The organism is Iodobacter fluviatilis, assembly GCF_004194535.1.
GTDB lineage: Bacteria > Pseudomonadota > Gammaproteobacteria > Burkholderiales > Chitinibacteraceae > Iodobacter > Iodobacter fluviatilis_A.
Map to the genome: position 1 here is coordinate 3,102,358 of NZ_CP025781.1, position 24,263 is coordinate 3,126,620.

Below are 24,263 nucleotides of genomic sequence, written 5' to 3' on the forward strand. Positions count from 1 at the left end.
GATCTTGGTGCGGGTAGTGGTGATTGAGTATGCCGCTATAGGCATTGATCTTGATTTGCAAATGAGATTCAATTTTTTGAAAATGAGGCATAAGACACGGATGCCGTTATACATTCATTCGGTGCTAGGTTAGATCAAGTCATTGGTTTAAATGATGGAGAATGCGTTCAGTATGAATTGGATGATGACGATATTGTGGTTGCATTTGCTCTGCCTTTAACGGCTGCAAGTGAAGTAATTTGCAAAAACAAATTAGATGAGCAATTTAGTCCATTAATGAGCACCGATCGCGTTGCTTTATTGGCTGCGCAAAGATGATTGAATCAACCTGCGGCAGTAATCGTCTCGAATGTTTTAAAAGAGAGGGGGAGTTCTAATTGTATGCTTGATACCGGAGTGGTACTTGAACACACCTCTTGCACAAATAAAACCCTATTTTGCATGTACCAAAGTGAATGACTGTTTTCCCGCTAGGCGATAATAATTCCCATGCTTTTAATTTTAACGTCATTTTTTATGCAAAGAAAAATTTAGATAAAGCAGTGCCCCAGATTTTATTTAAATGATCTGGGGCATTTTTACGTATAGCGAGCTTAAAACTGTAATTTGCGGCGGCGGTACAGTAGTGCGCTGATGCCAAGGCCTAGTAATACGCTCGTCTCTGTGCTGATTAGGTGGGTGTTACTACCCAAGTGCCCCAAGGAGAGATCTAAGCTTGTGTTCTGCTCCTCCAGTTTAAATGGGACATCAGCGTCAATATTTGCCAGATTAAAACTGCCTTTCATATTGGCTTCAGTGCTTTCAGGCCAAGGGATCTTGTCGCGGAGCGATTCAAAATTTTCATGTGAAATCAGGATATGAGCCTGGCTCTGGCTGGCCAGCAAAAAGCTTAGTGCTAAAAAGAGCATTCGCATTGCTGATTTTTCTCCGGATAAAACGTTAAAAATCCAAGATGATTTATTACGTTAATATTTTCTTCTCCTTGTTTGAAGCTGACAAAGGTAATTGTTACAATACAGATTACATCTCATAAAAGTGTTGTTTTTCCTTACATTTGTAATTGGTTTTACTAGGTATAAGACGTAAAAAAGCCTGCATCACAAGATGCAGGCTTTTTATTTTTTTATAATTTATTTAACCAGTTCTAAAGGTACGGGGATATTTTTATCAGGGGTTTGACCATCAATAATTTTTTTGGCCGCTTCAATTCCCATTTTTCCGATCAGCTCTGGTTTTTGCTGTACGGTAGCGGCCATACGGCCCGCTTTTACAGCGGCAACGGCATCAGTCGTTGCATCAAAGCCTACAACAACCACGTTTTTCAAGCCTGCTGCTTCTAGCGCTTGCACGGCACCTAGTGCCATTTCGTCGTTATGGGCAAAGACGGCTTTAATTTTTTTATTGCCTTGTAGAATGTTTTCCATGACCGACAAGCCCTTGGCTCGATCAAAGTCAGCGGGCTGTTTGGCGGCTACTTTTACGCCTTTTTCTGCATCAATCACAGCATGAAAGCCTTGGCCGCGTTCACGTGCCGCAGATGAACCTGCAATACCTTCTAGCTCCGCAATTTCGCCTTGCTTACCAATTTTTTCTAGTAAGAATGTCGCTGCCATTTTACCGCCAGCCACATTGTCTGAAGCGATATGGCTGGCTACTTCGCCGCCATTCACACTGCGATCCAAGGTAATAACAGGGATGTGCGCGGCGTTGGCTTGCTTAACTGCGGAGACAACGGCATCAGAATCGGTTGCGTTGATCAGGATCACTTTTACTTTTTTCTGGATTAAATCTTCGATACTGGCAATTTGCTTGGCCGCATCATCTTGGGCATCCACGGTGATCAGGGTAAGGCCATTGGCCTTAGCAGCTTCTTCTGCGCCTTGTTTTAGGGTCACAAAGAAGGGATTATTTTGGGTAGAAATGGCAAGACCGATGGTATTGCTGCCCGCTGAGGCCACTGCGGGGGCCGATGCATCAGGTGCTGCGCTTTCTGGGCCTTGCTTAGAGCAAGCGGAGAAGGCAAGTGCCATGGAAGCGATAAGGAGTGGTTTAAGCCAGATTTTCATAATGAGAGCCTTGTGTGTGGGTAAAGATATCAATATCAGCACTAAGCGTATTTTCTCGCTTTTAAGTGCGTTTAGTAAGTGCAGTTTCAGGCTGTGTGCCTTGGCTGTCGCTTATTTTTTTGCACTTCTATCTAGTAAGACTGCCAGTAGAATGACGCTACCTTTAATTACTTGCTGGTAAAATGATGACACAGATAGTAAGTTTAACCCATTATTAAGTACACCAATTAATACAGCGCCAATCAGTGTGCCAATAATCCAGCCTCGGCCACCTGATAAACTGGTGCCGCCTAATACCACTGCAGCAATTGCATCCAGCTCGTATCCCATCCCTGCATTGGGCTGGGCGGAGTTCAGGCGGGAAGTCAGAATAACTCCAGCAAGGGCAGATAGAGCGCCGGAAAGTGTGTACACCCACAGCTTGACGCTATTCACTTTTACGCCGGAAATCAGCGAGGCTTCTTCATTGCCACCTACCGCATACACATGGCGGCCAAAGACGGTTTTTTTCAGCAAAAACCACAGCGCTACAAAGGCGAGCATGGTGGTAACGACTGGCACGGGGATCAGATTAGCGATATAGCCGCCGCCCAGCATGGCGAAAAAATCGCTATTAAAGCCAGTAATAGGGCGGCCATCTGATGCCACTAGCGCTAAGCCGCGAAACACGGTCATGGTGCCCAAAGTGGCAATAAAGGGGGCGACCTTACCGCGGCTGATAATCAACCCATTAACCGCGCCCAGCGCTGCACCGGCTAAAACGCCGCAAAGCGTGGCAAGGATTGGGTCCACTCCTGCGGCCATCATGCTGGCAATGGCCACTGAAGAGAGCGCCAGCACGGCACCTACGGATAAATCAATCCCGCCGAGCAAAATCACAAAGGTCATGCCAAAGGCAATCAGCGCATTAATTGAAACTTGGCGCAGCACGTTGAGTAGATTATTAACGGTTAGAAAATCGCGGCTCATGACCGATAAAACGCTTGAAATAAGCAGTAAGGCGAGTAGGGGGCCAAGCTTGTGTAGTGTGGCTTTTTGCTGAGCATTCATTCTTATTGCCCTCCGGTTGCTGCATGCATAATGGATTCTTGGCTGGCGGTTTTGGCGTCGAATATTCCGGCGCTATTGCCTTGGTGCATCACAAGGATGCGATCACTCATGGCCAGCACCTCGGGTAGCTCAGACGAGATCATTAAAATGGCTACGCCGCTGGCGGCTAGCTGATTAATGATGTGGTAAATCTCGGCTTTGCCGCCGACGTCCACGCCACGGGTTGGTTCGTCTAAAAACAGCACTTTGGGCGCAATGCCCAGCCATTTGGCAAACACCACTTTCTGCTGATTGCCGCCAGAAAGTGATTTCACTTCTAAATCGGCATCACGGGTGCGGATAGATAATTTAGCAATCAACTCGCTGACATTTTTATCCTCGGCTTGGCTATTAACTACGCCCCAGTGGCTAGGGGCTTTAGTAAGGCTGATGTTTTCTTTGACGGATAAACTCAGTACTAAGCCTTGGGTTTTTCTGTCTTCAGTAACATAGCCAATGCCGTGAGAAATAGCCTCGATCGCCGAGCGGCAGTGGATAGGTTGGCCATCTAACCAAACGTTGCCTGCAGATCTAGCGGCGAGGCCGAATAATGTGTGCGCAATTTCACTGCGCCCAGCCCCCATTAAACCCGCCACACCGAGCACTTCGCCCTGGCGAATTTCAAAACTGATATCACTGATGGTGCTGGTATCACACAGGCCCTCAACCTTAAAGCGCACGGGGCCTAGTGTGCTGCTACGCGATGGATAGCGATCGCTCATTTCACGGCCAACCATCATTTTTACGATTTCATCGAAACGGGTTTCTTTAATAACGCGGCTGCCAACAAACTGGCCATCACGCAGTACCGAGATACGGTCGCAAACCTGAAAAATTTCTTCCATGCGGTGCGAAACATACACAATGCCCACGCCACGTGATTTTAAATCGTGCATCAGCGTAAACAGGACTTCGGTTTCCTTGTGGCTGAGCGCTGCTGTTGGCTCGTCCATAATCAGCACTTGGGCGTTGAGTGATAGCGCCTTGGCAATCTCAACCATTTGCTGCCGGCCCACGGATAAAGTGCCAGCTTCTTGCTGAGGATCGATATTGTGTATGCCAAGCAGCGCCAAAAACTCTAAACACTGCGCATGCATTTCAGCCGATTTAAGTAGGCCGCCACGGGTTTTTTCCCGGCCCAAAAAGAGGTTCTCCACCACAGATAATTGTGGGATCAGGTTTAGCTCCTGATGAATAATGGCGATGCCCAGTGCCTCTGCTTCTTTTGGGCTATGGATATGAACCTCGCGCCCATCCACATGAATACGGCCAGCGTCGCTTGGGTAAATGCCGGTAAGGATCTTCATTAGCGTGGATTTACCCGCGCCGTTTTCGCCCATTAGCGCGTGGATTTCACCGCGTTCCAGTGCAAAATCCACACCTTCCAGCACCTTTACTGGGCCGAAAGCTTTATTAATGCCCTGCATTTGGATCAGCATTTGCCTTACCTTAAAAAAATGTAGGGTGAGTACGTCGTACCCACGCAGCGGTGCATCGCTTAAAAAATCACGCCAGATTGCAGGATGATATTGGCGTAGGGCGATGCTTCGCCGGTGCGGATTACGGCTTTTGCTTTGTGGCACAGCTGTTTGAATTCTTCATGGCTGACAAAATCAATATTAATGCCTGACGATTGCATGGCTTGTGCCTGAGCTGCAACGGTTGGATTTTTTGCCAAGCATTCTGTGGCAAATACGGCACGTTCTACTTGCATGTCAGCAAGGATTTCTTGCAGCGTGTCTACAAAGCTGGGCTGGCCCAGTTTTAGCGCCAGATCGATACGCTCCACATGATCTGGAATCGGCAGCCCGCAATCTGCAATCACAATACTATCGGTGTGGCCCAGTTGGGCAAGAACGCGAGCGATGTCGCTATTTAATATGCCGTGCTTTTTCATGATGCTTGCTTTAAAAAATGTTCGAGTTCTGCAAGGGTTGGCATGCCGCCTTGCGCGCCTGCGCGGGTTACCGATAAGGCGCCTGCGGCGCTAGCCTTATGCGTGGCTTCTGCAATGCCCTGATGCCAAAAGGTAGCGAGCGCGCCATTAAACGTGTCGCCAGCGCCGGTGCTGTCAACCAAGTCAACCTTAAAACCCGCTTGGTGCTGCAACCGGCCATCTTGATTAAACCAAGCGCCATCGCTGCCCTTGGTCATTACCGCCGCATGCTGAGCCAACACTTTTTTCCAATCGCCCTCTGGTTCACCCAGTGATTGAAGTAGCTCAAACTCATTGGGGGTGAGCAGGGTGCAAAGCGCTAATAGCTTAGCGGGCAGTGCTTGCGCGGGAGCTGGGTTTAGGAAAAATGGTTTGCTGTGTTTTTTTGCTAATTGCGCTGCAGCCATAACGGTTGTTAAGGGGATTTCTAGCTGAGCAAGAATCACATCGGCATCGATAAATGCCGCTTCGGCAGCTTGGATATCGCTTGGGCTGAGCTGATGATTAGCACCTGGTACAACCACAATGGCATTGTCGCCTTGGCAAAGTGTAATCAGAGCCACGCCGGTAGCGGTGTCTGGGCTCGTTTTGAGCCAGCGGGTATCAATCCCTTCTGCTTGTAAGCCAGCGACTAACCTTTGGCCAAATTCATCATTTCCAACACAGCCCACCATTGCAACTGAGGCGCCAAGGCGCTGCGCTGCAACGGCTTGATTGGCACCTTTGCCGCCCAGATGCGTTGAAAATTGCTCACCAAACAGCGTTTCCCCCATGCGAGGAAGCTGCTGGCTATGGACAACTAAATCCATATTCATGCTGCCAACGACGACTATTTTTGTCATGTTGCACCCTTATTTATGCTGATTGCTACGTGAGTTGTGAGTAATGCTAAACCGTACACAGCAAAAAATATAGATCTAAATCAAGAAAATGTAGTGCTTTTCAATAAACTACGGGATTTTCCTGATAAGCCTCGAGTGAGGCACCGCAATAAAGTGGTTGTGGAGCAAAGAGGGATAGCTTGAGCGACGGTAGTACGCCATTGCAGATAGTACGAGATGGGCAAACGGCCAGCAGCCTTGCGGATTTTGGGCAGCGTCTATGAAATACACCCATATCACAAAGCGATGCCAGTCATCGTTGCTTACTCTTCTTCAGCTATTTCTACCCGATTTCGCCCTGCAGTTTTTGCGCGATACAGCGCAAGATCAGCTCGATGCAGCGCTGCTTCAAAGCTTTCATTTTCTAAGCGCTCTGCCACGCCAAAACTGCAGCTTAGGCTGGTGCCGGTTGGCCAGCTTTGGCTAAATAGCCAGAGGCGTAGTTTTTCTGCAAGCTGCCCAGCTTGTGCCAAAGCACTGTGTTGGCATAGCAAGACAAACTCTTCACCGCCCAAGCGAATGAGTTTTTCGCTGGGACGAATTTGCTGCTGAATATGTTGCGTAAGTAGGCATAGGACTTGGTCTCCGATTGCATGACCATAGTTATCATTTATTTTTTTGAAATAGTCGATATCAATAAAAATAATGCTACTGGGCGTATTGGGCTGCTCATTGGCGAGTATTACGCTAAGCCCTTCACGATTAAATGCTAAGGTGAGCGGGTCTCGCATGCTTCGTTCTGCAAGTAATTGATTTAATTCTTTTAAATGCCGCTGAGTATTTTCTAAATCTGCATGCCGAGTATGGCTGCGGTGCAACGCGCGCATGGCACGGCGTAATTCAGCAATTAGCCAGCATGCTGCACTGCCTCCCCATAATACAAGTAGCAATAGCTGCAAATTATGCGTGCTGATCCATTTACCACTTAATTCTATATAGGCTAGATCAATTTGATATTGCTGCTGCTGAGGATACATGCCCGTAGCTAAACGAATTTCACGTACATTGTTAAATTCATTGATGGTCCATTCAGGGAGGATTTTTTTATAAGCAACCCACCAAGAAGCGACATTAAATTGGTTGCCATTTAAATGGCTGGTGAGCCATTCATTGGTGCTAGGGAGAAAAACTTCATTAAATTTCTGGCTACGGTAGTCATCTAGCGTGCTATAGACGGGATTAAAATTAACCAGCATCAGTAATGCTTGCTCATTGGGAATTGGATAGCGATAACGTATGGTAATTTGGTCGTAATTATCGATATTAATCCCTTGCTCACCGAGGCTAAGATCAAGATCTAATGAGCAATAAGGAGCGCGATAGCCTTCATTGAGCTGGCAATCTAATCGCCAGAAGTCTGGGCTGGTGGTGAGCCGGCTAATGCTTTTTCCATTGATGTGCTCTCTATCATCATTAACGCTAATTTTTTTGAAGTGACTTGGGTCAAAGCGCAAAAACGTATTCATCCCAAAATGCTGCCAAACTAATAGCACGGTAGTTAAGATGATTAAGGCCGCGAGTAATAGATGGATGGTTTGAAGGTTGCGCCACCGATTAATGATTTTGTGTGTGGGCATGAGCAAACCTATAGGGAAAAATTAAATTGCAGTATCAGGTTGAAATACAAAAAAGGCTAGCCAAAATTAGTCACTTGTTGGGATGGGCATCATGTGTAAAACAACAGCTTTGAGAGGTTTTTTCTAGCTGAAGTACTTAGCATTGCACTGAGTCTATAATCATCTTACTTAATCTTGAAGAGTGTTATTTTTAATAGAGTTTATTTAATTTTTATTTAGATATATAAAAAAATGGCACATTAAATGCCATTTTCCTTTTTAATTCAAATATTTAGTATTTGATGTCGATGCGGAGTTTATAGCCGGCTGAAGTAAAGATTCAATCACAATGGCTTCATGCTCGCGCTGGATATATTTGATCTGCAGTTGGCCTTTATAGTGCTTCTCAATTTGTGCGAATAGAGGCAGCGGATCGTGGTCATTCACAAAACGCATGGTTTCGCCTTCATATAATGTATCTAATGCGCCAAAAATAGCGGCGTGTCGGAAGTGTTTGGCCACGCCACGCCACGCTCATTAAATCCATAAACACCAGCTAAATTAAGTGAATTACTGCAATGACGCTGGTTGGAGAGCCGATAAAGCAAAGGTGATGCAGCGTGCCTAAAATATCACCAAATAAGAACACAATGGCGCGGTTGGCCGATGTGGCGCGAATTAACCCTAAGCGGCTGAGCAGCAGGGCAATCACGGCGGTGGCAAATACTTCAAAGAAGCCTTTTGCCCAAAGATGCACCACCCACCCACCACCAGCGCCAGTATTCAATGAGCGCGTAATCGGTTTTTTGCCCCCATATCAGGGATGATGCGTAAAACAGGCCGATACATACTGTAGAGATAAATACCATGGCGATCATGCCTTGGCTTTCGGATGATTTACGCAGCGCAGGCCATAAGCCATGGCCCAGCACCCCCTCAGATAAAGCGTAATCCTTGCCAGGCGCGGCCCATGCTGCTGTATTCCAAGCCTTGATTGCCCAGCCAAAAACTATAGCTCGTGCCCAAGCGTTGTAAGGTGCCGACCCAGCCACAGGCAATCTATCCAACCACAATCAATAGCAGGGCATAAAACAACACATCCACCCTAGAATTTCTATCATTTATAAATTGATTTGCCCTTTCAGCCAAAGCGTTCTGCCTGGCTCGTTGATTTTGCTGGTTTGCAAATAGCCACCCACCATCGCACCTGCGCGGCTGATGTGTTCTGCATAGCTGCGATCAAATAGATTATCGATACCGATGCTCAGCTGGCTATTTTTGCTGGGCTTGTAAGCGGCGTTGAGCGAGAAAATCGTAAAGCCTGCCGTGCTGCCAGTGTCTTGCCCAACGATATTACCCTTGCCTAAGTCAATTCTGTTTTGTGCAGCAACCGCACGGATCAGCCCACCGACATTCCAGTTGGCTTCATTCCAGCTGAGATTGATGCGGCTTTCTAGTGGGGGATTTGGGCAAGGGCGCTGTGATCGGTTTGATTATTGCCGCGCACATAGGAGAGCGCTAACTCGCTTTTTAGCTTGGGGCTGATCTGATAAGCCAGCCCCATTTCGCCGCCCCAAGTGCTGGCGTCAACATTGCGGCTAATGGTTTTTGTGGCCATGCTGCCATTGGGCACGCCGGACTGAATCAAAATATAGTCGTTAATCTGGTTATAAAACGCAGAGGCACTTAGAGATAAAGGCCCATTGTTATGGATTGCACCAAGATCCAGCTGGCTGGTTTTTTCTGTGGCGGTATTAAATGCAGAATTGCTGTCTGCGCTTTGCTTACTGATCAGCTCCCAGTAATCTGGCGCTCGCTCGCTGCGGCCTAAACCAGCATAAAGCATTGTGTCCGCACTGATATCTTGCTCAAAGCGCATAAAGCCGCTGCCTAGCACTTCATTGCGTTCTTGCTTGGCCGTTGCGCTGCTCAGGCGTCTATCGTTGGCCTGCCAAAAATCGGCACGCGCACCGCTAATCAGGCGTGATTGCTCGCTAATAAAGTAACTGAACTCAGCAAAGACACCGCTATTTTTAAAGCGGGCATCGTCGATACGCGGTTTATCTTGATAATCTTTGCCGGTGCGTAAGCTGTGTTCATCCTGTTGAAAATCCAGGCCGGTTTTCAACTGGCTGTCATCGCTGGTATTGAGCGTGGCCATGATGCGTCCGCCCCATGTCAGGCGATCTGGATTGCTGGCCATTTCCTTACCCGGCGTGTAGGGGCGCAGGCTGTAGTTATCCATTACATGATCGATATAAGCGTGTGAAAGCTGCGCTTCGATTTGCTTGAGTAGCGGGGAGATATTTTTTTTGCTGAATTTAACGCTCAGGCTATTGCGGGCAAACTGGCTGCCATCCATGCCACGATCGGCGTAAGCAGCTTCGCCATCGCTTTTGGTGGCAGAAAATTGCAAACGGGTGTCTTCATCGGGCGTCCAGCCGAGGGTCAGGTTGGCACTGTGCCTTTGGTAATTTGAATGCACGGTGTTGCCATCGCCATCCTTGTAATCATCTTGCTGAGAGTGGGTGGCAATCACACTGACATCGGCCTTGCCATTGCCGGTGGAGACTTCGCCCATGGCATCAAAGCGGCCAAAGCTGCCGGCGGTGAGCGCCGCATTGGCCTTGATGCCGCCTTGCGAAAATGAAGGTGCTTTGCGTTCAAACAGCACTGTGCCCGCAGAGTTACCCGGCCCATATAGCACCGTTTGCGGTCCCTTGAGCAGGCTCACTTTGTCGTAAGAATCAGCAAAAATATAAGCCGTGGGCGGGTCCATTCGGCCACCGCAGCCACCCAGAATTTGCTCACCATCCAGCAAAATATTCAGCCTAGAGCCCGCCATACCCCGAAAGACCGGATCGCCATCAATCCCGCCTTTGCGAATCACATTCATGCCTGGAATGGTTTTTAAAAAGCTAGCCCCATCGGTAGCAGGCAAGGGCTGCTGTGGGTTTTTTGCATCAAGTTCTACTTTTAGCGCCTCTTGCATCGCAGGCGCGGTGACAATAACAGGGGGGAGTTGAATAGTTTCTGCATTGGAAAATGGCGCTGAAAATGCGGAACTTAATGCGAGGACAATTATTTTTTTCATTGGTGAGGTTCAGTCATTGAATGAATGTGTTGTTTAGAAATGAATTTTTTTTTAATAAAACAATAAGGGGTTATGCAAATAGGGTATTAAATCATCGTAGGGCGGGTGACCCGTTATACGAAAATATTTATTTGTCATGATGATTTAATCGCGTTTCCTAAGGGCATATTAATACGAGTGGCTATAAATTGGCTTGAATCGCCGCCAGTATCCCTGAATCAGGCGTAATGCTGAGCGTATCGCTTATTTTAATAATGATACCCTGCTGGTTCATTAACACAAATCGGGTATTGTGGTTAATTTCGCCATTGGCTGCACGGCGATACTTAACCCCCAATGAGGCGGCAATTTGCCGAGTATGGCTGTCGTTATCACTGACGGCCAATCGATAAGTAGCTGGATCAAATTGATGAACTTTAGCTAATCCAGCCAAGGATTTAGGCGTATCAATACCGGGATTTAGGCTAATTAATAGCGCCCTGATATTTTTACGCTGTGCAAGGGGTACTGCTTCAATAGTGCGTTTTACATTTTCCATCACAATTGGGCAAGATAGATTGCAATCACCATAAAACATGGTAATGATCGTCATTTTAGCCTGCTCATCAGCCAGCTTAAATGTATTGCCAGCTTGATCCATTAAGGGGACATCGATTTGATAGAGAGAATTTCCAATGGGTATTGCTATGGCATTGGCGGCCTTATGTGCGGCATGATCATCGCAGGCGATACTGAACGCACTGATGGAAAGTAAGATACTAAGCAAGAGTGGCTTCATTAACATGATTGTTTCCTATTAACTATTGCATTGGCTTGGCACAACGAAAGCCAAGGGTATTCACCGTATCGGTGCCATTTAATGCCGCCAATAAGGCAATGCGCATTAAGATGGCGTAATTCTCTTTATCTCCTAGCGATAAGCTAGCCGCTCCACAGGTTTCTAATAAGGTTTGATCGCCTTGACCACGACTATCGCTGGTGACAAATAGCCCATTAAAATCTTCTACCCATTCCCAAATTGATTGGTGCATATCGTAAACGCCATAGATATTGGCAACTTGCTGGCCTGATTGGGCTAAGGGCGTGGAGGCTGGTTCAGCATACCACCTTAATATCTTGGCCCGCCAAAGCGGATCACTTCTGGCGTCTTTGCGCAGGGCGTCGGCAGCGGCGGCAAATTCCCATTGAGACCAAGTAGGTAATTGTGCATTTTCACTGGCGCAATAGGCATTGGCGGCAAACCAGCTAATTTGGGTGACGGGGGCATGGTGCTGATTAGGTGAATAATCTGTGGCTGATTGCCAATTGGCTAAATAGTCCGAATTTGCAAAAAGCGCGGCGTGTTGCCCGCGCTGCCACTGTGGATTATTTATTAAAAAGATTAAATAATCCTGATTACTCACCGGCTTAGACCTTAAGCGATAAGCTGCCACTTGCACCGTTTCGCCATCGGTTGGCAAAGCGGTGCGTAAAGTGCCACCCGCTATTGGCATATAATCAGCAGCAAATACGTTGCTGATTAGGCTGAATGCCAATAGAGCTAGGATTTTCATTTTGGAGCCCTTATTTTTTTAACCTGATCCACTTTAAAGATGGGCTTGCCGCTATTCATAGCTACGCTCACATAATTTAACACATCAGTTATTTCTTGATCGCTTAAATTTTGTGCTGGCATGGCAGAAACAAATTTTTGGCCATTCACCGTGATTTCACCACTTAATCCTTGATCTATTATTTTAATCAGTGCGGCAGAGTTGGCTTTTTTAAAATAATCAGATTTATTTAAAGGAGGAAACGCACCGGCTAAACCATCACCATTGGCTATATGACAGCTGGTACAGGTTTTTTCATAAACGGCTTTGCCTGCGCTCACATCGATGGCTAATACTTGAAAAGATGCAAAGGCCGTTAATATAAATAATAGCGGTTTCATATTGATTATCCTGTTGTATCTGAAAGAGATAATTTGATGTCTGATGTACAGTGCCTGCTCTATTCACTCCGCGCCTTAGGACTTGGCTTATATTAACGTCCCGTTTTTGAAACCTCGTCATTCCCGCGTGCCTTTGGCGGGAATCCAGCTGGACTGCTGGATCCCCGATAAAAACACTCGGGGATGACGGTTTTATTTGATAAATCATTGCGGGATTTATTCCGAGTAAAATCCTTGGCTATATTTATTCCACTTTTAATTTGCTATGAATGCCCTTACTATAAATGTCGGGCTGATCGTCGCCAGTGACTGACATAATGCCAATTGCCCCTTTATGGAAGGCACGGCTGAGGGCGTGATCGACGAGGGTTAAATTGCCGGGTACTTTGGTGGTGAATTCAACCATTGCTGAGCCACCAGGGGGGACGGCGGTGGTTTGTACTTGCTCTTGGAATTTTAATCCGCCTTCAAAATAAACTTTATCAAATACCGCGCCAATAATATGGAAGCTAGATAATAAATTAGGCCCGCCATCGCCAAAGAAAATACGCACTTTGTCATTTACTTTGGCGGTAAGTGCATTTTTTCCGGTGAGTGAGTTAGAAGCGCCATTAAATAAAACATAACTGGCTTTTTCATCAATTGATTTTTGCATATCAAAGGGCTGCATACCGCCAGCGCCAAATACACCCGGAGTATAAAAATCGCCCTGCATGACGTAATACTCCTTATCTACTGGCGCTAAGCCTTCTTTAGGCTCAACCAAAATCATGCCATACATCCCATTGGCAATATGCATCGCCACTGGGGCTGTGGCGCAGTGATAAACATAGAGGCCGGGGTTTAATGCTTTAAAAGTAAATTTGGCCTGATTGCCCGGAGCAATGAGGGTTTGTGAAGCACCGCCTCCTGGGCCGGATACGGCGTGCAAATCAATATTGTGTGGCAATTTGCTGCTGGCTAAATTCTTTAAATTAAGCTCTACCGTATCGCCTTCGCGTACCCGAATCATTTTACCTGGAACGGTGCCGCCAAAAGTCCAAAACATATATTTGGTGCCGGGGGTGATTTCGCGCACCATTTCTTCGACGGTGAGATTAACAATTACTTTAGCCGGTGTTTTACGAATAACCGCAGGCGGTACATTGGGGGGGGCTAATAACACGGCGGTTTCTATTGGCAAAGCGGCTTCAGTTTCTGCCCATGCCAATGGTGCTGTTAAAGCACTGCAAATAAGCAAAGATTTAAATGCACATTTGGTATTTAAATAACAGGATTTCAGTTTCATGATGAAGCTCCATTTGCCATGCTGTGTGTGTTTTATATTTTTCTATACATATATTGTATTTAATATACATATTTAACATTGATAAAAATCAACAAGCAGTGTGATCTTTTTATACATCTTACAGGCGTAAAAAACGGTGCATCTAGGCACCGTTTTGTTGGAGCAAATCATTGTTTTTTTAGAAGATAAACTATGCCAAATAAGTATTTATTTTTTAATATCGTCCACTCGGAATTGTTTTTTCCGGAGGTTCGTAGTACTGCTGGATTCCCGATAAAATTACTCGGGGATGGCGCTTTTAATAAGTGGCCATGAAAAATTTAGGTTGTTATACGGCAATGTATTTTAAGCCTGTATATTGCGTATATCTGGCCTAGCAGCCTGTCGGACTTAAGACTGATCTACTACGGAAAAGCCGGAGTTGGCCATATTTCACCCATTTTCTCGTTGAATAGCCAGCTATTCGCCTCAAAAACCCGCGAAATCTGTCTCAAACCGGTCTTTCCCTCGCTACGATCGCTAAGTCAGACAGGCTGCTAGTTTTATTCCCCACTACAAGCACATCCACCACTACCACAGCCTTCACTCGCTGCTGCTGGTTTGGGTTGGATTGAAAAATCAATCACAATTTCTTCATGATTGCGCTGAATATATGCGGCTTTAACTTGGCCTTGATAACGTTGCTCAATTTGCGCTAATAAAGGCAATGGATCGTGATCATTAATAAAGCGCATTGTTTCGCCTGTATTGAGTGATTCGATAGCCCCAAAGATTGCAGCATGGCGAAAGCGCTTAGCGACACCGCGCGCATCAAAGCCATATACACCGTCTAATTGAGTGGGGAGGCTACAGTCATGCATGGTAATTCCTTTAAATTAAAAATAAGAGACTAATGCTTTTTGTAGGAGAGGCTTTAGCCAGTAGTGCTTTCGCTGCTGAAGCCGCTCCTACGTGTGTTTAAATGGGTGGATTGGATTTCACCCATCCCACATTTATTTCAAAATACCTTTATGCATCTACCAACTTGCCTGCAGGCAAAGGCAAACTACGATCTCTACCCAACAGTTTCAGGGCAAACACCGCGAGATACACCACACCTACCGAGAACACGATATCGCCCGGTACACGCAGCCAGACCAAGGCTTCCATCACGGGTGAATGGATGATTGCGGCGGAGCGGGCATACCACAGGCCGTGTTCTACGCTGGCAATGGCTTGGTAAATACCAGATGGTAGCAGCGACATAAATACCATCATAAACAGGCCTATATTCAGCGACCAGAAAGCAGGTTTCAGTAGCTTGTCATTCCAATTGGCAGCAGGAGCAAGGCCGCGTAAGCAGAACAACATCAGGCCGATGCCGAGCATGCCGTACACACCAAATAGCGCGCCGTGTGCGTGGGCTGCGGTCATGTTTAAACCTTGCACGTAATACAGCGAGATCGGTGGGTTAATCGCAAAGCCCAGCAAGCCCGCGCCGACGGTGTTCCAAAATCCGACCGCCACAAAACACATGATTGCCCAACGATATTTAGCCACCCACGGTGCGGCTTGGTTGTGGCGATAAGTTTGATAAGCTTCTGCACCAATTAGCGCTAAAGGCACGACTTCTAAGGCTGAGAACATCGCACCGACCGCAATGACGCTGGTTGGAGAGCCGGTAAAGTAGAGGTGATGCAGCGTGCCTAAAATACCGCCAAATAAGAACACAATCGTTTCAAGCACAATGGCGCGGTTGGCCGATGCGGCACGGATTAAGCCTAGTCGGCTGAGTAGCAGGGCAATCACGGCGGTGGCAAATACTTCAAAGAAGCCTTCTACCCACAGATGCACCAACCACCAGCGCCAGTATTCAATGAGCGCGTAATGGGTTTTTTGCCCCCAAACCAAAGAGGATGCGTAAAACAGGCCGATACATACTGCAGAGATAAATACCATGGCGATCATGCCTTGGCTTTCGGATGGTTTACGCAGCGTAGGCCATAAGCCACGGCCCAGCAAACCCACCCAGATCAATAAACCAATAAAGAGTAATACTTGCCAGACGCGGCCCATGCTGGTGTATTCCAAGCCTTGATTGCCCAGCCAAAAACTATAGCTCGTGCCCAAACGTTGTAAGGTGCCGACCCAGCCACAGGCAATCGATCCGACCACAATCAATACCAGCGCATAGAACAACGCATCTACGCCGAGTTTTTGAAACTTAGGCTCTTTGCCGCCCAATACCGGGGCTAAAAACAGGCCCGTTGCCAGCCATGCTGTGGCAATCCACAACACACCAAGCTGGGTGTGGATGGTGCGGCTAATGGTAAACGGCAGCACTTCTGCCAGCGGAATCCCAAAAAAGCTACCGCCTTCTACTTGGTAATGCGCAGAAACAATCCCCATCCCAACTTGCACCAGCAGCAGGCCAATCACCACATAGAAATACTTCATGGTGGCTTTCATCGATGGCGTTAGTTTAAGGGTGACTAGCGGATCATTTTCTGGGCAAATCACCGGCTCTTCATCGCGGTGCATTTGGTGAAATAAGATCATCCCTGCAATACCTGCCAGCAATAAAATAATGCTGGCAATCGACCAAACGCTGGTGCCGGTGGTCGGGGTATTGGCCACCAGCGGCTCGTGCGGCCAATTGCTGGTGTAGGAAATATGATCAACGCCGGGGCGATTAGTGGTGGCCGACCATGCCGACCAAAAGAAGAAAGCAGGTAAGGCTTTCAAGTCGTCAGCATTTTTAATCGAGCCAGCAATCATCGCGTACTGCTCGCGCAGCTTATCTTGCGACGCATCCGTGCCAAACAGGCCCATATAGTGCTGCGCTACTTGCTCGATCGCCACGGCTCTATCGGCTTGAATAGTCAGCGTATCGCTGGCTTTATCGTAAGTATTGCTACGCATTACCGAGATTAAACGTGCATCCAGCGGCGCTTGCTCTTCACGGCTCAGCTGGCTGTAGTCCTTTGTAAACTGCTGTTTTGCCCAGATGTCACGCAGGGTAATCGCCTCGCGGTGCAGCCAATCGGCCGACCAATCTGGCGCGACATAACTACCATGCCCCCAAACCGAACCCATCTGTTGGCCACCGGCGGACAACCAAGCTTCCTGACCGCGCTGAATTTGCTCGCCGCTATACAGCAGCTTGCCGGTGCTACTTAAAACTTGTTGGGGAATCGGCGGCTTTTCAAGGTAAATTTCCCTGCCTATCCAGCCGAGCACGGCAAAAGACAGGAAGAAAATAACCGCAAGCGAGCGCCAGAGATTACGCGTTTTATGCATGATGCACTCCGGATGAGTGAGACGTTTTGGAATTTATATGTGCATAATATATACCTATTTTTAAAAGATGCAAATAAAATACATATTTAAAAAGGGATGCTGGGGAGGGGCATGGGGATTTAACTTATATTCTTGCTACGAAATGCGGTCATTGCTACTTGGCTATTGGCGGCAATTTAGCGGCTCTGCTGGATAACCGATATAGGTATTAGGGGATGCGGGCAGCTTTGATAAGCTGTTTCGAAAGCCTATTCTGACCCGCATGCGGAGGTGGTTAAGCTGCAGCGATTATCCCCTGCTCAATCCAAACGCGTAAAAAACCGGCTGCGACTAAAGGTACATCGTTAATATCATCGTTGAGCAGTGCTTCGCAGATAGAGGAAAAATTTTCACCGCTTGCCAGTAAGTTTAAGGCATGGATTTCAGCTGGATTGGCACTGCGCCAGTTGATAGTTAAATCAGGCTTACGCCAGACTAAATAAGGCTGGGGATAGATTTGTGGCTCTGGCGGCGTTTCCTCTGCCATTAGTGCTTGCCACACCTTAGGCGCGTTCCACTGCAGCGATAAAATGCTTAAGGAAGGATGCAGCTTAAAGTGAAGTAGACCCCAATCTTGGTCTGGAATTCCCTGTAGGTTTTCTAGCGTCAGCAGGGGCGTATCAGCGGCATCGATGGTATGGCGCAAAGCCCATTCAAAAGTAGCGAGCTCAGCAAAAATAGGGACGCTGGCATAGGGTGCCTCTTGTGCGAGGAAGGTGGCCAGTTGATTGCCAAACCAGCGTATCGATGGTTGCGATGAAGGATGGGCGTGCAGATAAGCTCGGGCTAGGCTGTAAAAATCATCGTCCCCCAGAATTTGAAATAGGGCGGGGTAATTGCTTTGTAATGCCTCGGCTAAGCGCAAAAAATAGCCATCAGCATAGATGGCGATCTCCCGCTCGCGGCTGATATTTCCCTTATTTAACGGCTGCTGTATTTGATCACTGGCCGTTAGAATACAGGCCTGTAAATCACGCTGCCATGCGTGCAGATTCATGGGCGGCTCCTATCTGGCGGGCATGATCCAGCTCGGCTAATAACTCTGGTAGTGCTGGGATATTTACATCACGCTCAATCATGGTAGGAATCGCACCCCATTGGGCAAGGGCTTGAGTATATAAAGACCACACTTCGGCGCAAATGGCTTGATCGTGGGTGTCGATGCAATGATCACCATGATCGGTATGGCCTGCCAAATGAATATAGGTAATGCTCTGGCGAGGAATACCTTGTAAATAGCGCAGCGGATCAAAGCCATGATTACGGCTGGAAACGTAGATATTGTTAATGTCGAGCAGTAAGCCGCAGTCGGCTTCGCTCAATATGGCGCTGATAAATTCCCATTCGTTTAGATTTGCTTTTGCTTCAAGATAGGTCGATGCGTTTTCTATCACTAAGCGTCGGCCTAGGAAATCCTGTACCTGCCGGATTCGCCCAGCGACATGTTTGACGGCCTCTTCGGTATAGGGAATCGGCAGCAAATCATGTAAGTATTTGCCATCTACGCCGGTCCAGCAAAGATGATCAGAAATCGCCAATGGCTCGATGCGTTTGGCCAGCGCTTTAATCTCTGCAAGGTAATTTAAATCAATGGGATCAATTGAGCCTAGATTCATTGCTACGCCATGCATCACCATTGAATAATCGCAGCGAATTTTATCGAGGTAATAAAGGGGTTTGCCGCCTGGTACAAGATAATTATCTGAAATGATTTCTAGCCAATCCACTGGCTGTTTCTGGGCTAAAAAATCTGCATAGTGTTCTGGGCGTAGACCGAGTCCAAAGCCTGTGAGTAATGGGTGCATAGCGGCTCAAATAAAATAAAGGGGGCAAAGAAGGCCCCCTTTGTAAAAAATAGCGACTTTAAAGAACTTTTCCACCTTGCTCGGTACACGCTTTGGCGCTGGCGGCTGGCAACCAACCATGGCCCTTACAAACGTTTTGGCCTTTGCAGGCGTTATCTGCTGTTTTGCACATTGATGTGCCTTTGCAGCTATTAGTCCCTGCACACTTCACTTCTTTGCTCGCATCGTTTGAGGCTGGCATTTCCTCGGCATAAGCCGCAAGAGAAAAGAGCGTTGCAGCTGCTGCAGCTAAGGTTGCGCCGGTAATACGATTCATAGTTATTCTCCAAATTTTGCTGAGTAGTCAACAAGCAAAATTACTTGTTGCCCCTTAGTCGTAGCAGATCAGCAAAATATGACGAAGATTTTTTTATTTTTTTTGTGGATGATAATGTCAGTATTATTGTGGTAATGCGTAAGTAAAATATTTTTTTAAGACATTATTTGCTAGCTACTAGCAAGCTTAAGTCTGGCGCTACATTTTGCAAGCTCGTTCTGTTACTTTGCTGCGTGCCTAAGGCGCGCAATACAGGCGTTTGAAGCTGAATTTCTAGAAAGAATACACCACCAATCTAGAGGAAATTTACCTCTGAATTGGCAAATGGAGTGTCGCTTTTATGCCGCCATTTTCATGCTGGCTTAATTCTAGTTTGCCATTAAATCGCTTAGCGATGGCAGCTACAATAGATAGGCCAAGCCCGCTGCCTTTTGTGCTGCTACGCCGCCAGAAACGCTGGGTGACTAAGGCTAGCTCGGCGGGCTGCAGCCCCGGCCCTTGGTCGATAATGCTGAAACACATTGCTGATTCTAAGCGCTGTGTTTCCACTCTTACCACGCTATTGGCCGGGGAGTAATTCAGCGCATTATCCAGCAGATTACGCAGCGCTGTTACGGCTAGCGCCTGAGGCAGGGCCAGCTGAGCGGTGGCTATTGCGCCTAATTGCACCCGCTCTGGCTGTTGGGGGGCGGCGTCTCTGATGGCTAGTTTTAAGATCTCGTTGGCAGAGGTGCTTTGCCCGTCATCCCAGCAGAAATCGCCTTCAATTTGGGCCAGTGTCAGCAATTGCGTTAGCGTATGCTGCAGCCTTGCTACGCTTTCTTCGGCGTAATCTAAAGCGGTTTTTGCTTCTTCGCCCTCGGTAATGCGGGCAACTTGCAAGTGGATTTTAATGGCGGTGAGCGGGGTGCGTAATTCATGTGCAGCATCGCTGGTGAGCTGTCGTTCCCGCTCCAGTGTTTGCTCTATGCGGCTTAGTAATTGATTTAAGCTGCTCACCAAAGGCAGCAGATCTTTGGGAATATGCTGGGTAGAGAGAGGGCTAAAAGTTAGCGGGGCTTGGCCTGCAAGGGCTTGGCGAATTTTCTCTAGCGGCAGCAGCCCTTGTTTTACGCCAAACCAAAGTAAAAGTAGGCTACCAACGAGTGCAACCATAAAGGGTAGCGTGGTGGCAAATAGCACATCGTGCAGCATTTGATTTCTTTCGCTTAGCCGGTCGGCGGTGGTGACACGCAGGCCAAAGGCTTCGGTGGTGTAGCTTCGCCATTGCTCTTTATTGATGGTTAAATCAGTAAAGCCCAGCGCTTCAGAGCGTGTGGCATCGGGATGCGTATGAGCGGTGCGCGCCAGCACTTCGCCACGCAAGGAGCTGATCTGGCAGGCTAAGCCTTTGCCTGCTGGTAGCAGTAGGGTATCGCGCTTATTACCTTTGGCCGCTGCATCCCAAGCAGCAGCGTTTTGCGAGATCAGCCCTGCTACCATTTGCGCCGACATGCTTAAGCGTTGGTCCAGCGTATTGCGTATTTGTCGGTCCAGATTATATAAAGTCCAAGTCGTTACGCCGCCCCATAGCAAGCTTAAAGAAACACCAATCAGCAGTAATAAGCGCAGGCGCAAGCTCATTGTTTTACTCCACCATAGCGATAGCCCATGCCGCGGATGGTCTCGATAATTTCGCCGCCTAATTTACGGCGCAGATGATAAATATGCACATTAAGGGCATTGCTTTCGATTTCTTCGCTGAAATCGTACAGCCGGTCTTTAAGCTGCTCGGCACTGAGTATCCGATCCTTGGCTTGCATCAGCGCGGCCAGCAGCGCCATTTCCCGACGCGATAAGGCAATGGGCAGCTCATTAAGGCTTACATTACCCGTGGCGGGGTTGAGTTTTAATGGCCCATCTTCGATCAGATCAACGCAACGCCCAGCTACGCGCCGCTGCAAGGCGTGTAAGCGGGCAACTAATTCATCTAAATCAAAAGGCTTCAGCAGATAATCATCGGCCCCTCTTTGCAATGCCATTACTTTGTCTTTTACTGAATCACGCGCGGTCAGCACCAGGATGGGTAAAACGATGCCTTTTGCTCTTAAGCGCGGCAGGAGTTTCATGCCGTCTTCGTCAGGCAAGCCAAGATCTAGAATCAGCACATCACAATTTAAAGTGGCAAGCGCAGCCTCTGCCATTGCAGCACTGGCCACACTGTCTACGGTGAATTGATGGGCTCGTAAGCCTGCTTTAATGCCATGTGCAATTAATTCGTTGTCTTCTACCAGCAGCACGCGCATGGGCGATTTTTCCTTGCTTCGTATTCAGGGCGCAGATTATTGCACAGTTAATGTTGCCTTAATCCGAAGGCGACATCCTTACATTTCCGGTTTTGATTTTGGAGAGATTGATGTTGCGTTCATTATGGATAGGCCTGCTATTGGCCCTGCTATGGCTGCCTTTTGCTCAGGCAGAGGAAAATTTTTTGCCACCAGAGCAAGCTTTTAAACTGGTGGTGAGTCAGGAGAAATCCGGCCAGATCAAGCTGCATTGGGATATTGCTCAAGGCTATTACCTTTATCGTAAAAATATAAAAGTAGAGAGCCTGCCTGCGGGTCTTATCGAAAAAACAGAGCTGCCCGCCGGTGTGCCCAAAACGGATGAATTCTTCGGCGAAACCGAGGTCTACTTTAATCATGTCGATGTGCTGCTTAAAGCGCCTCATGCTAAGGAGCTGGTCATCGGCTGGCAGGGGTGCGCTGAAGCGGGGCTGTGCTATCAGCCGCAAACACGGCAAATTAAATTGGATCAGCTGGATGCCTTAGATCGCCCCTCATTAGCCAACCCGCTTAATCTCAGTGATAGCCAACCGCCTGTGTCTGAAGACTTACCTGCAGGCGAGCTGGCTGAAGATCAGCAAATTGCACAGCGATTAAGCCAGGCGCATTTGGGATGGATGTTGCTGATGTTTTTGGGGCTGGGTTTGCTGATGACTTTTACCCCCTGCGTGTTACCGATGGTGCCTATTCTTTCTAGCCTGATTGCAGGCAGTGGGGCCTCTCCTCGGCGCGGTTTTATACTTTCACTGGCTTTTGTTTTACCTATGGCGCTGACTTACGCTGCATTGGGTGCTGCTGCGGCGATGGCAGGGGCGAATCTGCAGGCATTTTTGCAAAATCCTTGGGCGCTGGGCGTGTTCGGCATGATTTTTGTGCTTTTGGCGCTGGCGATGTTCGGGGTGTACGAGTTGCAGCTGCCCGCAGTGGTGCGTGATCGACTATCGGTAGCCAATCAAAAGTCGCAAGGCGGAACATTGGGTGGCGCGGCCATGATGGGATTTTTATCGGCCTTGCTGGTGGGGCCATGCATGACTGCGCCATTGGCGGGGGCCTTACTTTATATCAGCAATACCGGCGATGTATTGAAAGGAAGCTTAGCGTTGCTCTCAATGGGGCTGGGAATGGGCTTGCCACTGTTGCTGGTGGGCACGCTAGGCGCACGTTTTTTGCCACGGCCCGGCATATGGATGAATCGGGTCAAAATGGTGTTTGGCTTTGTGCTGCTGGGTATGGCTATTTTGTTTATGGCCCGCATCATGCCGCCAGCGCTGGCTTTGGCGTTATGGGGGCTTTATTACTGGCGATGTCTTTTTGCCTACGGGCTTTATTGCCGCAAAGCAAAGCTTGGGCAATCCGTAGCCTTGCTGCTGTGATGGCGCTTTGGGGCGCGGCAATGGTGCTGGGCGCTGCCGCGGGTCATCATAATCCTTATCAGCCCTTAGGATTGATGCAGGCAACAGCGGTGAACACCCTTGAGCGGCCTTTTCTAGAGCGGTTTACCACGGTAAAGAGCGTGGGTGAATTGGCTGCAGAAATCCAATCGGCCAGCGGGCAAGGGCAGTGGGCTTTGGTGGATTATTACGCAGACTGGTGCGTGGCTTGCAAAGAAATCGAGCGCGATGTGCTGGGAGATGCCCGCGTGCAGCAAGCCTTAGCAGGTATGCGATTAATCCGCCCTGATGTGACCAGCTCTGGCGATCAAAGTCAGGCACTACTTTCTGCTTATCAGGTGCTTGGCCCGCCTACGCTCTTGCTCATCGGCCCCGATGGTAAGGAGCGGCGAGCACAGCGGGTCGTGGGCAAGCTGAGCGCCGATGCCTTTCTTGCCCGCTTAGCGCAAGCCAAGTTATGAATAGCATAATGAGTATCGGCCCTTTTCCTTTGGCTTATGCCGTGCTGGGTTTATCGCTCTTGATTGGAGCAGGCGTGGGGCGCTATTTGGGGAAAGGCCAAGGCATTGCCTCCTTGCTGCTGGATCTTTTATGGCTAGGGTTGCTGGGCGCTCGCTTGGTGTTTATTGCCCTGTGGTTTGATCTTTATCCCTCACTCTGGGCCATGATCGATTTACGCGATGGTGGCTACAACGTGTGGGGCGGCTTGGTGGCGGCATTGCTGTATGCAGGATGGCGGGTGAGATTAAACGTGCCCTTGCGTCGGCCCCTTGCTTGGAGCCTGCTGGCCAGCATATTGGCTTGGGGGGCGATGACGACCATGCTAAGCATGCAAAAGAGCGCGCCACTTTCTGCCTTGCCCTTGCAGCATTTAGCCGGCACAAAGACCACGTTGGCTAAATTGGCCGAAGATAAACCACTGGTGCTTAATCTATGGGCCAGTTGGTGCCCGCCTTGCCTGCGAGAAATGCCGGTGCTGCAAGCCGCTCAAGCGGCAGAACCCAATATCCGCTTTGTGTTTGCCAATCAGGGCGAAGCAAATGCTGTTGTTGAGCAGTATTTACACAAGAATAAGCTGAATCTAAACCATGTGCTGGTTGATCCTTTTAGCCTGCTGGCTAAGGAATACGGCACGGTGGCGTTTCCAAGCACTTTGTTTTTTAGTGCAGATGGCCAATTGCTGGGCTCTCACCTTGGTGAGCTGTCTGCTGCTTCTTTAGCCAGTAAGCTTCAATTACTGCGCTCTGCTCAGCCCAAATAGGAATA

The 24,263-nt window shown here is 48.2% G+C and carries 27 protein-coding genes; 4 read left to right on the forward strand and 23 right to left on the reverse strand.

Going from position 1 to position 24,263, the window contains the following annotated elements:
- The first annotated feature begins 177 nt into the window (after window positions 1-177).
- Window positions 178-318 carry a hypothetical protein gene (locus tag C1H71_RS20705; RefSeq protein ID WP_188053290.1) on the forward strand — a complete coding sequence of 47 codons (141 nt, stop codon included), beginning with the start codon at window positions 178-180 and terminating at the stop codon, window positions 316-318.
- A gap of 275 nt (window positions 319-593) precedes the next feature.
- Here the strand turns inward: C1H71_RS20705 and C1H71_RS13800 are convergent, their stop codons facing one another.
- From C1H71_RS13800 to C1H71_RS13900, 23 genes are all read right to left on the reverse strand, one after another.
- On the reverse strand, window positions 594-914 hold the full coding sequence (locus C1H71_RS13800; protein ID WP_130107059.1) for a hypothetical protein: 321 nt from the start codon (window positions 912-914) through the stop codon (window positions 594-596).
- A gap of 216 nt (window positions 915-1,130) precedes the next feature.
- On the reverse strand, window positions 1,131-2,066 hold the full coding sequence (rbsB, locus tag C1H71_RS13805; RefSeq protein ID WP_130107060.1) for a ribose ABC transporter substrate-binding protein RbsB: 936 nt from the start codon (window positions 2,064-2,066) through the stop codon (window positions 1,131-1,133).
- Window positions 2,067-2,177: 111 nt separating this feature from the next.
- Window positions 2,178-3,116: an ABC transporter permease subunit gene (locus C1H71_RS13810; RefSeq protein WP_130107061.1), complete on the reverse strand. Its 939-nt coding sequence runs from the start codon at window positions 3,114-3,116 to the stop codon at window positions 2,178-2,180.
- Window positions 3,117-3,118: 2 nt separating this feature from the next.
- Window positions 3,119-4,594 carry a sugar ABC transporter ATP-binding protein gene (locus tag C1H71_RS13815; protein WP_130107062.1) on the reverse strand — a complete coding sequence of 492 codons (1,476 nt, stop codon included), beginning with the start codon at window positions 4,592-4,594 and terminating at the stop codon, window positions 3,119-3,121.
- A gap of 59 nt (window positions 4,595-4,653) precedes the next feature.
- Window positions 4,654-5,052, reverse strand: a complete 399-nt coding sequence (rbsD, locus tag C1H71_RS13820; protein WP_130107063.1) for a D-ribose pyranase — start codon at window positions 5,050-5,052, stop codon at window positions 4,654-4,656.
- Complete coding sequence (rbsK, locus tag C1H71_RS13825; protein ID WP_130107064.1) at window positions 5,049-5,933, reverse strand: ribokinase; 885 nt, start codon at window positions 5,931-5,933, stop codon at window positions 5,049-5,051. The genes rbsD and rbsK overlap by 4 nt, the downstream gene beginning before the upstream one ends.
- Before the next feature lie 302 nt (window positions 5,934-6,235).
- Window positions 6,236-7,549 (reverse strand): GGDEF domain-containing protein, encoded by a 1,314-nt coding sequence (locus C1H71_RS13830; RefSeq protein WP_130107065.1) that lies wholly within the window; start codon window positions 7,547-7,549, stop codon window positions 6,236-6,238.
- A gap of 258 nt (window positions 7,550-7,807) precedes the next feature.
- Complete coding sequence (locus C1H71_RS13835) at window positions 7,808-8,050, reverse strand: DUF2249 domain-containing protein (RefSeq protein ID WP_130107066.1); 243 nt, start codon at window positions 8,048-8,050, stop codon at window positions 7,808-7,810.
- Window positions 8,051-8,084: 34 nt separating this feature from the next.
- Window positions 8,085-8,285, reverse strand: coding sequence for a hypothetical protein (locus C1H71_RS21060; RefSeq protein WP_223145870.1), 201 nt, complete (start codon window positions 8,283-8,285; stop codon window positions 8,085-8,087).
- Complete coding sequence (locus C1H71_RS21065) at window positions 8,257-8,580, reverse strand: hypothetical protein (RefSeq protein ID WP_223145871.1); 324 nt, start codon at window positions 8,578-8,580, stop codon at window positions 8,257-8,259. Before C1H71_RS21065 ends, C1H71_RS21060 begins: the two co-directional genes overlap by 29 nt.
- A 69-nt stretch (window positions 8,581-8,649) precedes the next feature.
- Window positions 8,650-8,973: a TonB-dependent receptor gene (locus C1H71_RS21520; RefSeq protein ID WP_262488458.1), complete on the reverse strand. Its 324-nt coding sequence runs from the start codon at window positions 8,971-8,973 to the stop codon at window positions 8,650-8,652.
- A gap of 8 nt (window positions 8,974-8,981) precedes the next feature.
- Window positions 8,982-10,622 (reverse strand): TonB-dependent copper receptor, encoded by a 1,641-nt coding sequence (locus C1H71_RS13845; RefSeq protein ID WP_262488298.1) that lies wholly within the window; start codon window positions 10,620-10,622, stop codon window positions 8,982-8,984.
- Between the two features lie 181 nt (window positions 10,623-10,803).
- Entirely contained in the window at window positions 10,804-11,406 is a 603-nt protein-coding gene (locus C1H71_RS13850; RefSeq protein ID WP_130107067.1) for an SCO family protein, read from the reverse strand.
- 16 nt (window positions 11,407-11,422) lie between these two features.
- Window positions 11,423-12,175, reverse strand: a complete 753-nt coding sequence (locus tag C1H71_RS13855; RefSeq protein WP_130107068.1) for a formylglycine-generating enzyme family protein — start codon at window positions 12,173-12,175, stop codon at window positions 11,423-11,425.
- On the reverse strand, window positions 12,172-12,555 hold the full coding sequence (locus C1H71_RS13860) for a c-type cytochrome (RefSeq protein ID WP_130107069.1): 384 nt from the start codon (window positions 12,553-12,555) through the stop codon (window positions 12,172-12,174). The genes C1H71_RS13855 and C1H71_RS13860 overlap by 4 nt, the downstream gene beginning before the upstream one ends.
- A gap of 244 nt (window positions 12,556-12,799) precedes the next feature.
- Window positions 12,800-13,843 (reverse strand): copper-containing nitrite reductase, encoded by a 1,044-nt coding sequence (gene nirK / locus C1H71_RS13865; protein WP_130107070.1) that lies wholly within the window; start codon window positions 13,841-13,843, stop codon window positions 12,800-12,802.
- 542 nt (window positions 13,844-14,385) lie between these two features.
- Complete coding sequence (locus tag C1H71_RS13870; RefSeq protein WP_130107071.1) at window positions 14,386-14,703, reverse strand: DUF2249 domain-containing protein; 318 nt, start codon at window positions 14,701-14,703, stop codon at window positions 14,386-14,388.
- Window positions 14,704-14,851: 148 nt separating this feature from the next.
- On the reverse strand, window positions 14,852-17,122 hold the full coding sequence (locus C1H71_RS13875) for a nitric-oxide reductase large subunit (protein WP_130107072.1): 2,271 nt from the start codon (window positions 17,120-17,122) through the stop codon (window positions 14,852-14,854).
- A 274-nt stretch (window positions 17,123-17,396) separates the two neighbouring features.
- Complete coding sequence (locus tag C1H71_RS13880; RefSeq protein ID WP_130107073.1) at window positions 17,397-18,158, reverse strand: HvfC/BufC N-terminal domain-containing protein; 762 nt, start codon at window positions 18,156-18,158, stop codon at window positions 17,397-17,399.
- Window positions 18,133-18,966, reverse strand: coding sequence for an MNIO family bufferin maturase (gene bufB / locus C1H71_RS13885; RefSeq protein ID WP_130107074.1), 834 nt, complete (start codon window positions 18,964-18,966; stop codon window positions 18,133-18,135). Before bufB ends, C1H71_RS13880 begins: the two co-directional genes overlap by 26 nt.
- 58 nt (window positions 18,967-19,024) lie before the next feature.
- Window positions 19,025-19,282 (reverse strand): BufA2 family periplasmic bufferin-type metallophore, encoded by a 258-nt coding sequence (gene bufA2 / locus C1H71_RS13890; protein ID WP_130107075.1) that lies wholly within the window; start codon window positions 19,280-19,282, stop codon window positions 19,025-19,027.
- A 306-nt stretch (window positions 19,283-19,588) separates the two neighbouring features.
- Window positions 19,589-20,905 carry an ATP-binding protein gene (locus C1H71_RS13895; protein ID WP_130107076.1) on the reverse strand — a complete coding sequence of 439 codons (1,317 nt, stop codon included), beginning with the start codon at window positions 20,903-20,905 and terminating at the stop codon, window positions 19,589-19,591.
- Window positions 20,902-21,567: a response regulator gene (locus tag C1H71_RS13900; RefSeq protein ID WP_130107077.1), complete on the reverse strand. Its 666-nt coding sequence runs from the start codon at window positions 21,565-21,567 to the stop codon at window positions 20,902-20,904. Before C1H71_RS13900 ends, C1H71_RS13895 begins: the two co-directional genes overlap by 4 nt.
- Window positions 21,568-21,677: 110 nt before the next feature.
- On the opposite strand from C1H71_RS13900, the gene dsbD reads away from it, so the two are divergent.
- From dsbD to C1H71_RS13910, 3 genes are read left to right on the forward strand one after another with little or no spacing between them, the layout of a single operon-like run.
- On the forward strand, window positions 21,678-22,979 hold the full coding sequence (gene dsbD / locus C1H71_RS13905; RefSeq protein WP_223145872.1) for a protein-disulfide reductase DsbD: 1,302 nt from the start codon (window positions 21,678-21,680) through the stop codon (window positions 22,977-22,979).
- Entirely contained in the window at window positions 22,979-23,458 is a 480-nt protein-coding gene (locus C1H71_RS21070) for a thioredoxin family protein (RefSeq protein ID WP_223145873.1), read from the forward strand. The genes dsbD and C1H71_RS21070 overlap by 1 nt, the downstream gene beginning before the upstream one ends.
- Window positions 23,459-23,466: 8 nt before the next feature.
- A complete protein-coding gene (locus C1H71_RS13910) occupies window positions 23,467-24,258 on the forward strand; it encodes a TlpA family protein disulfide reductase (RefSeq protein WP_223145874.1) in 792 nt (263 codons plus the stop codon).
- Window positions 24,259-24,263 lie beyond the last annotated feature (5 nt).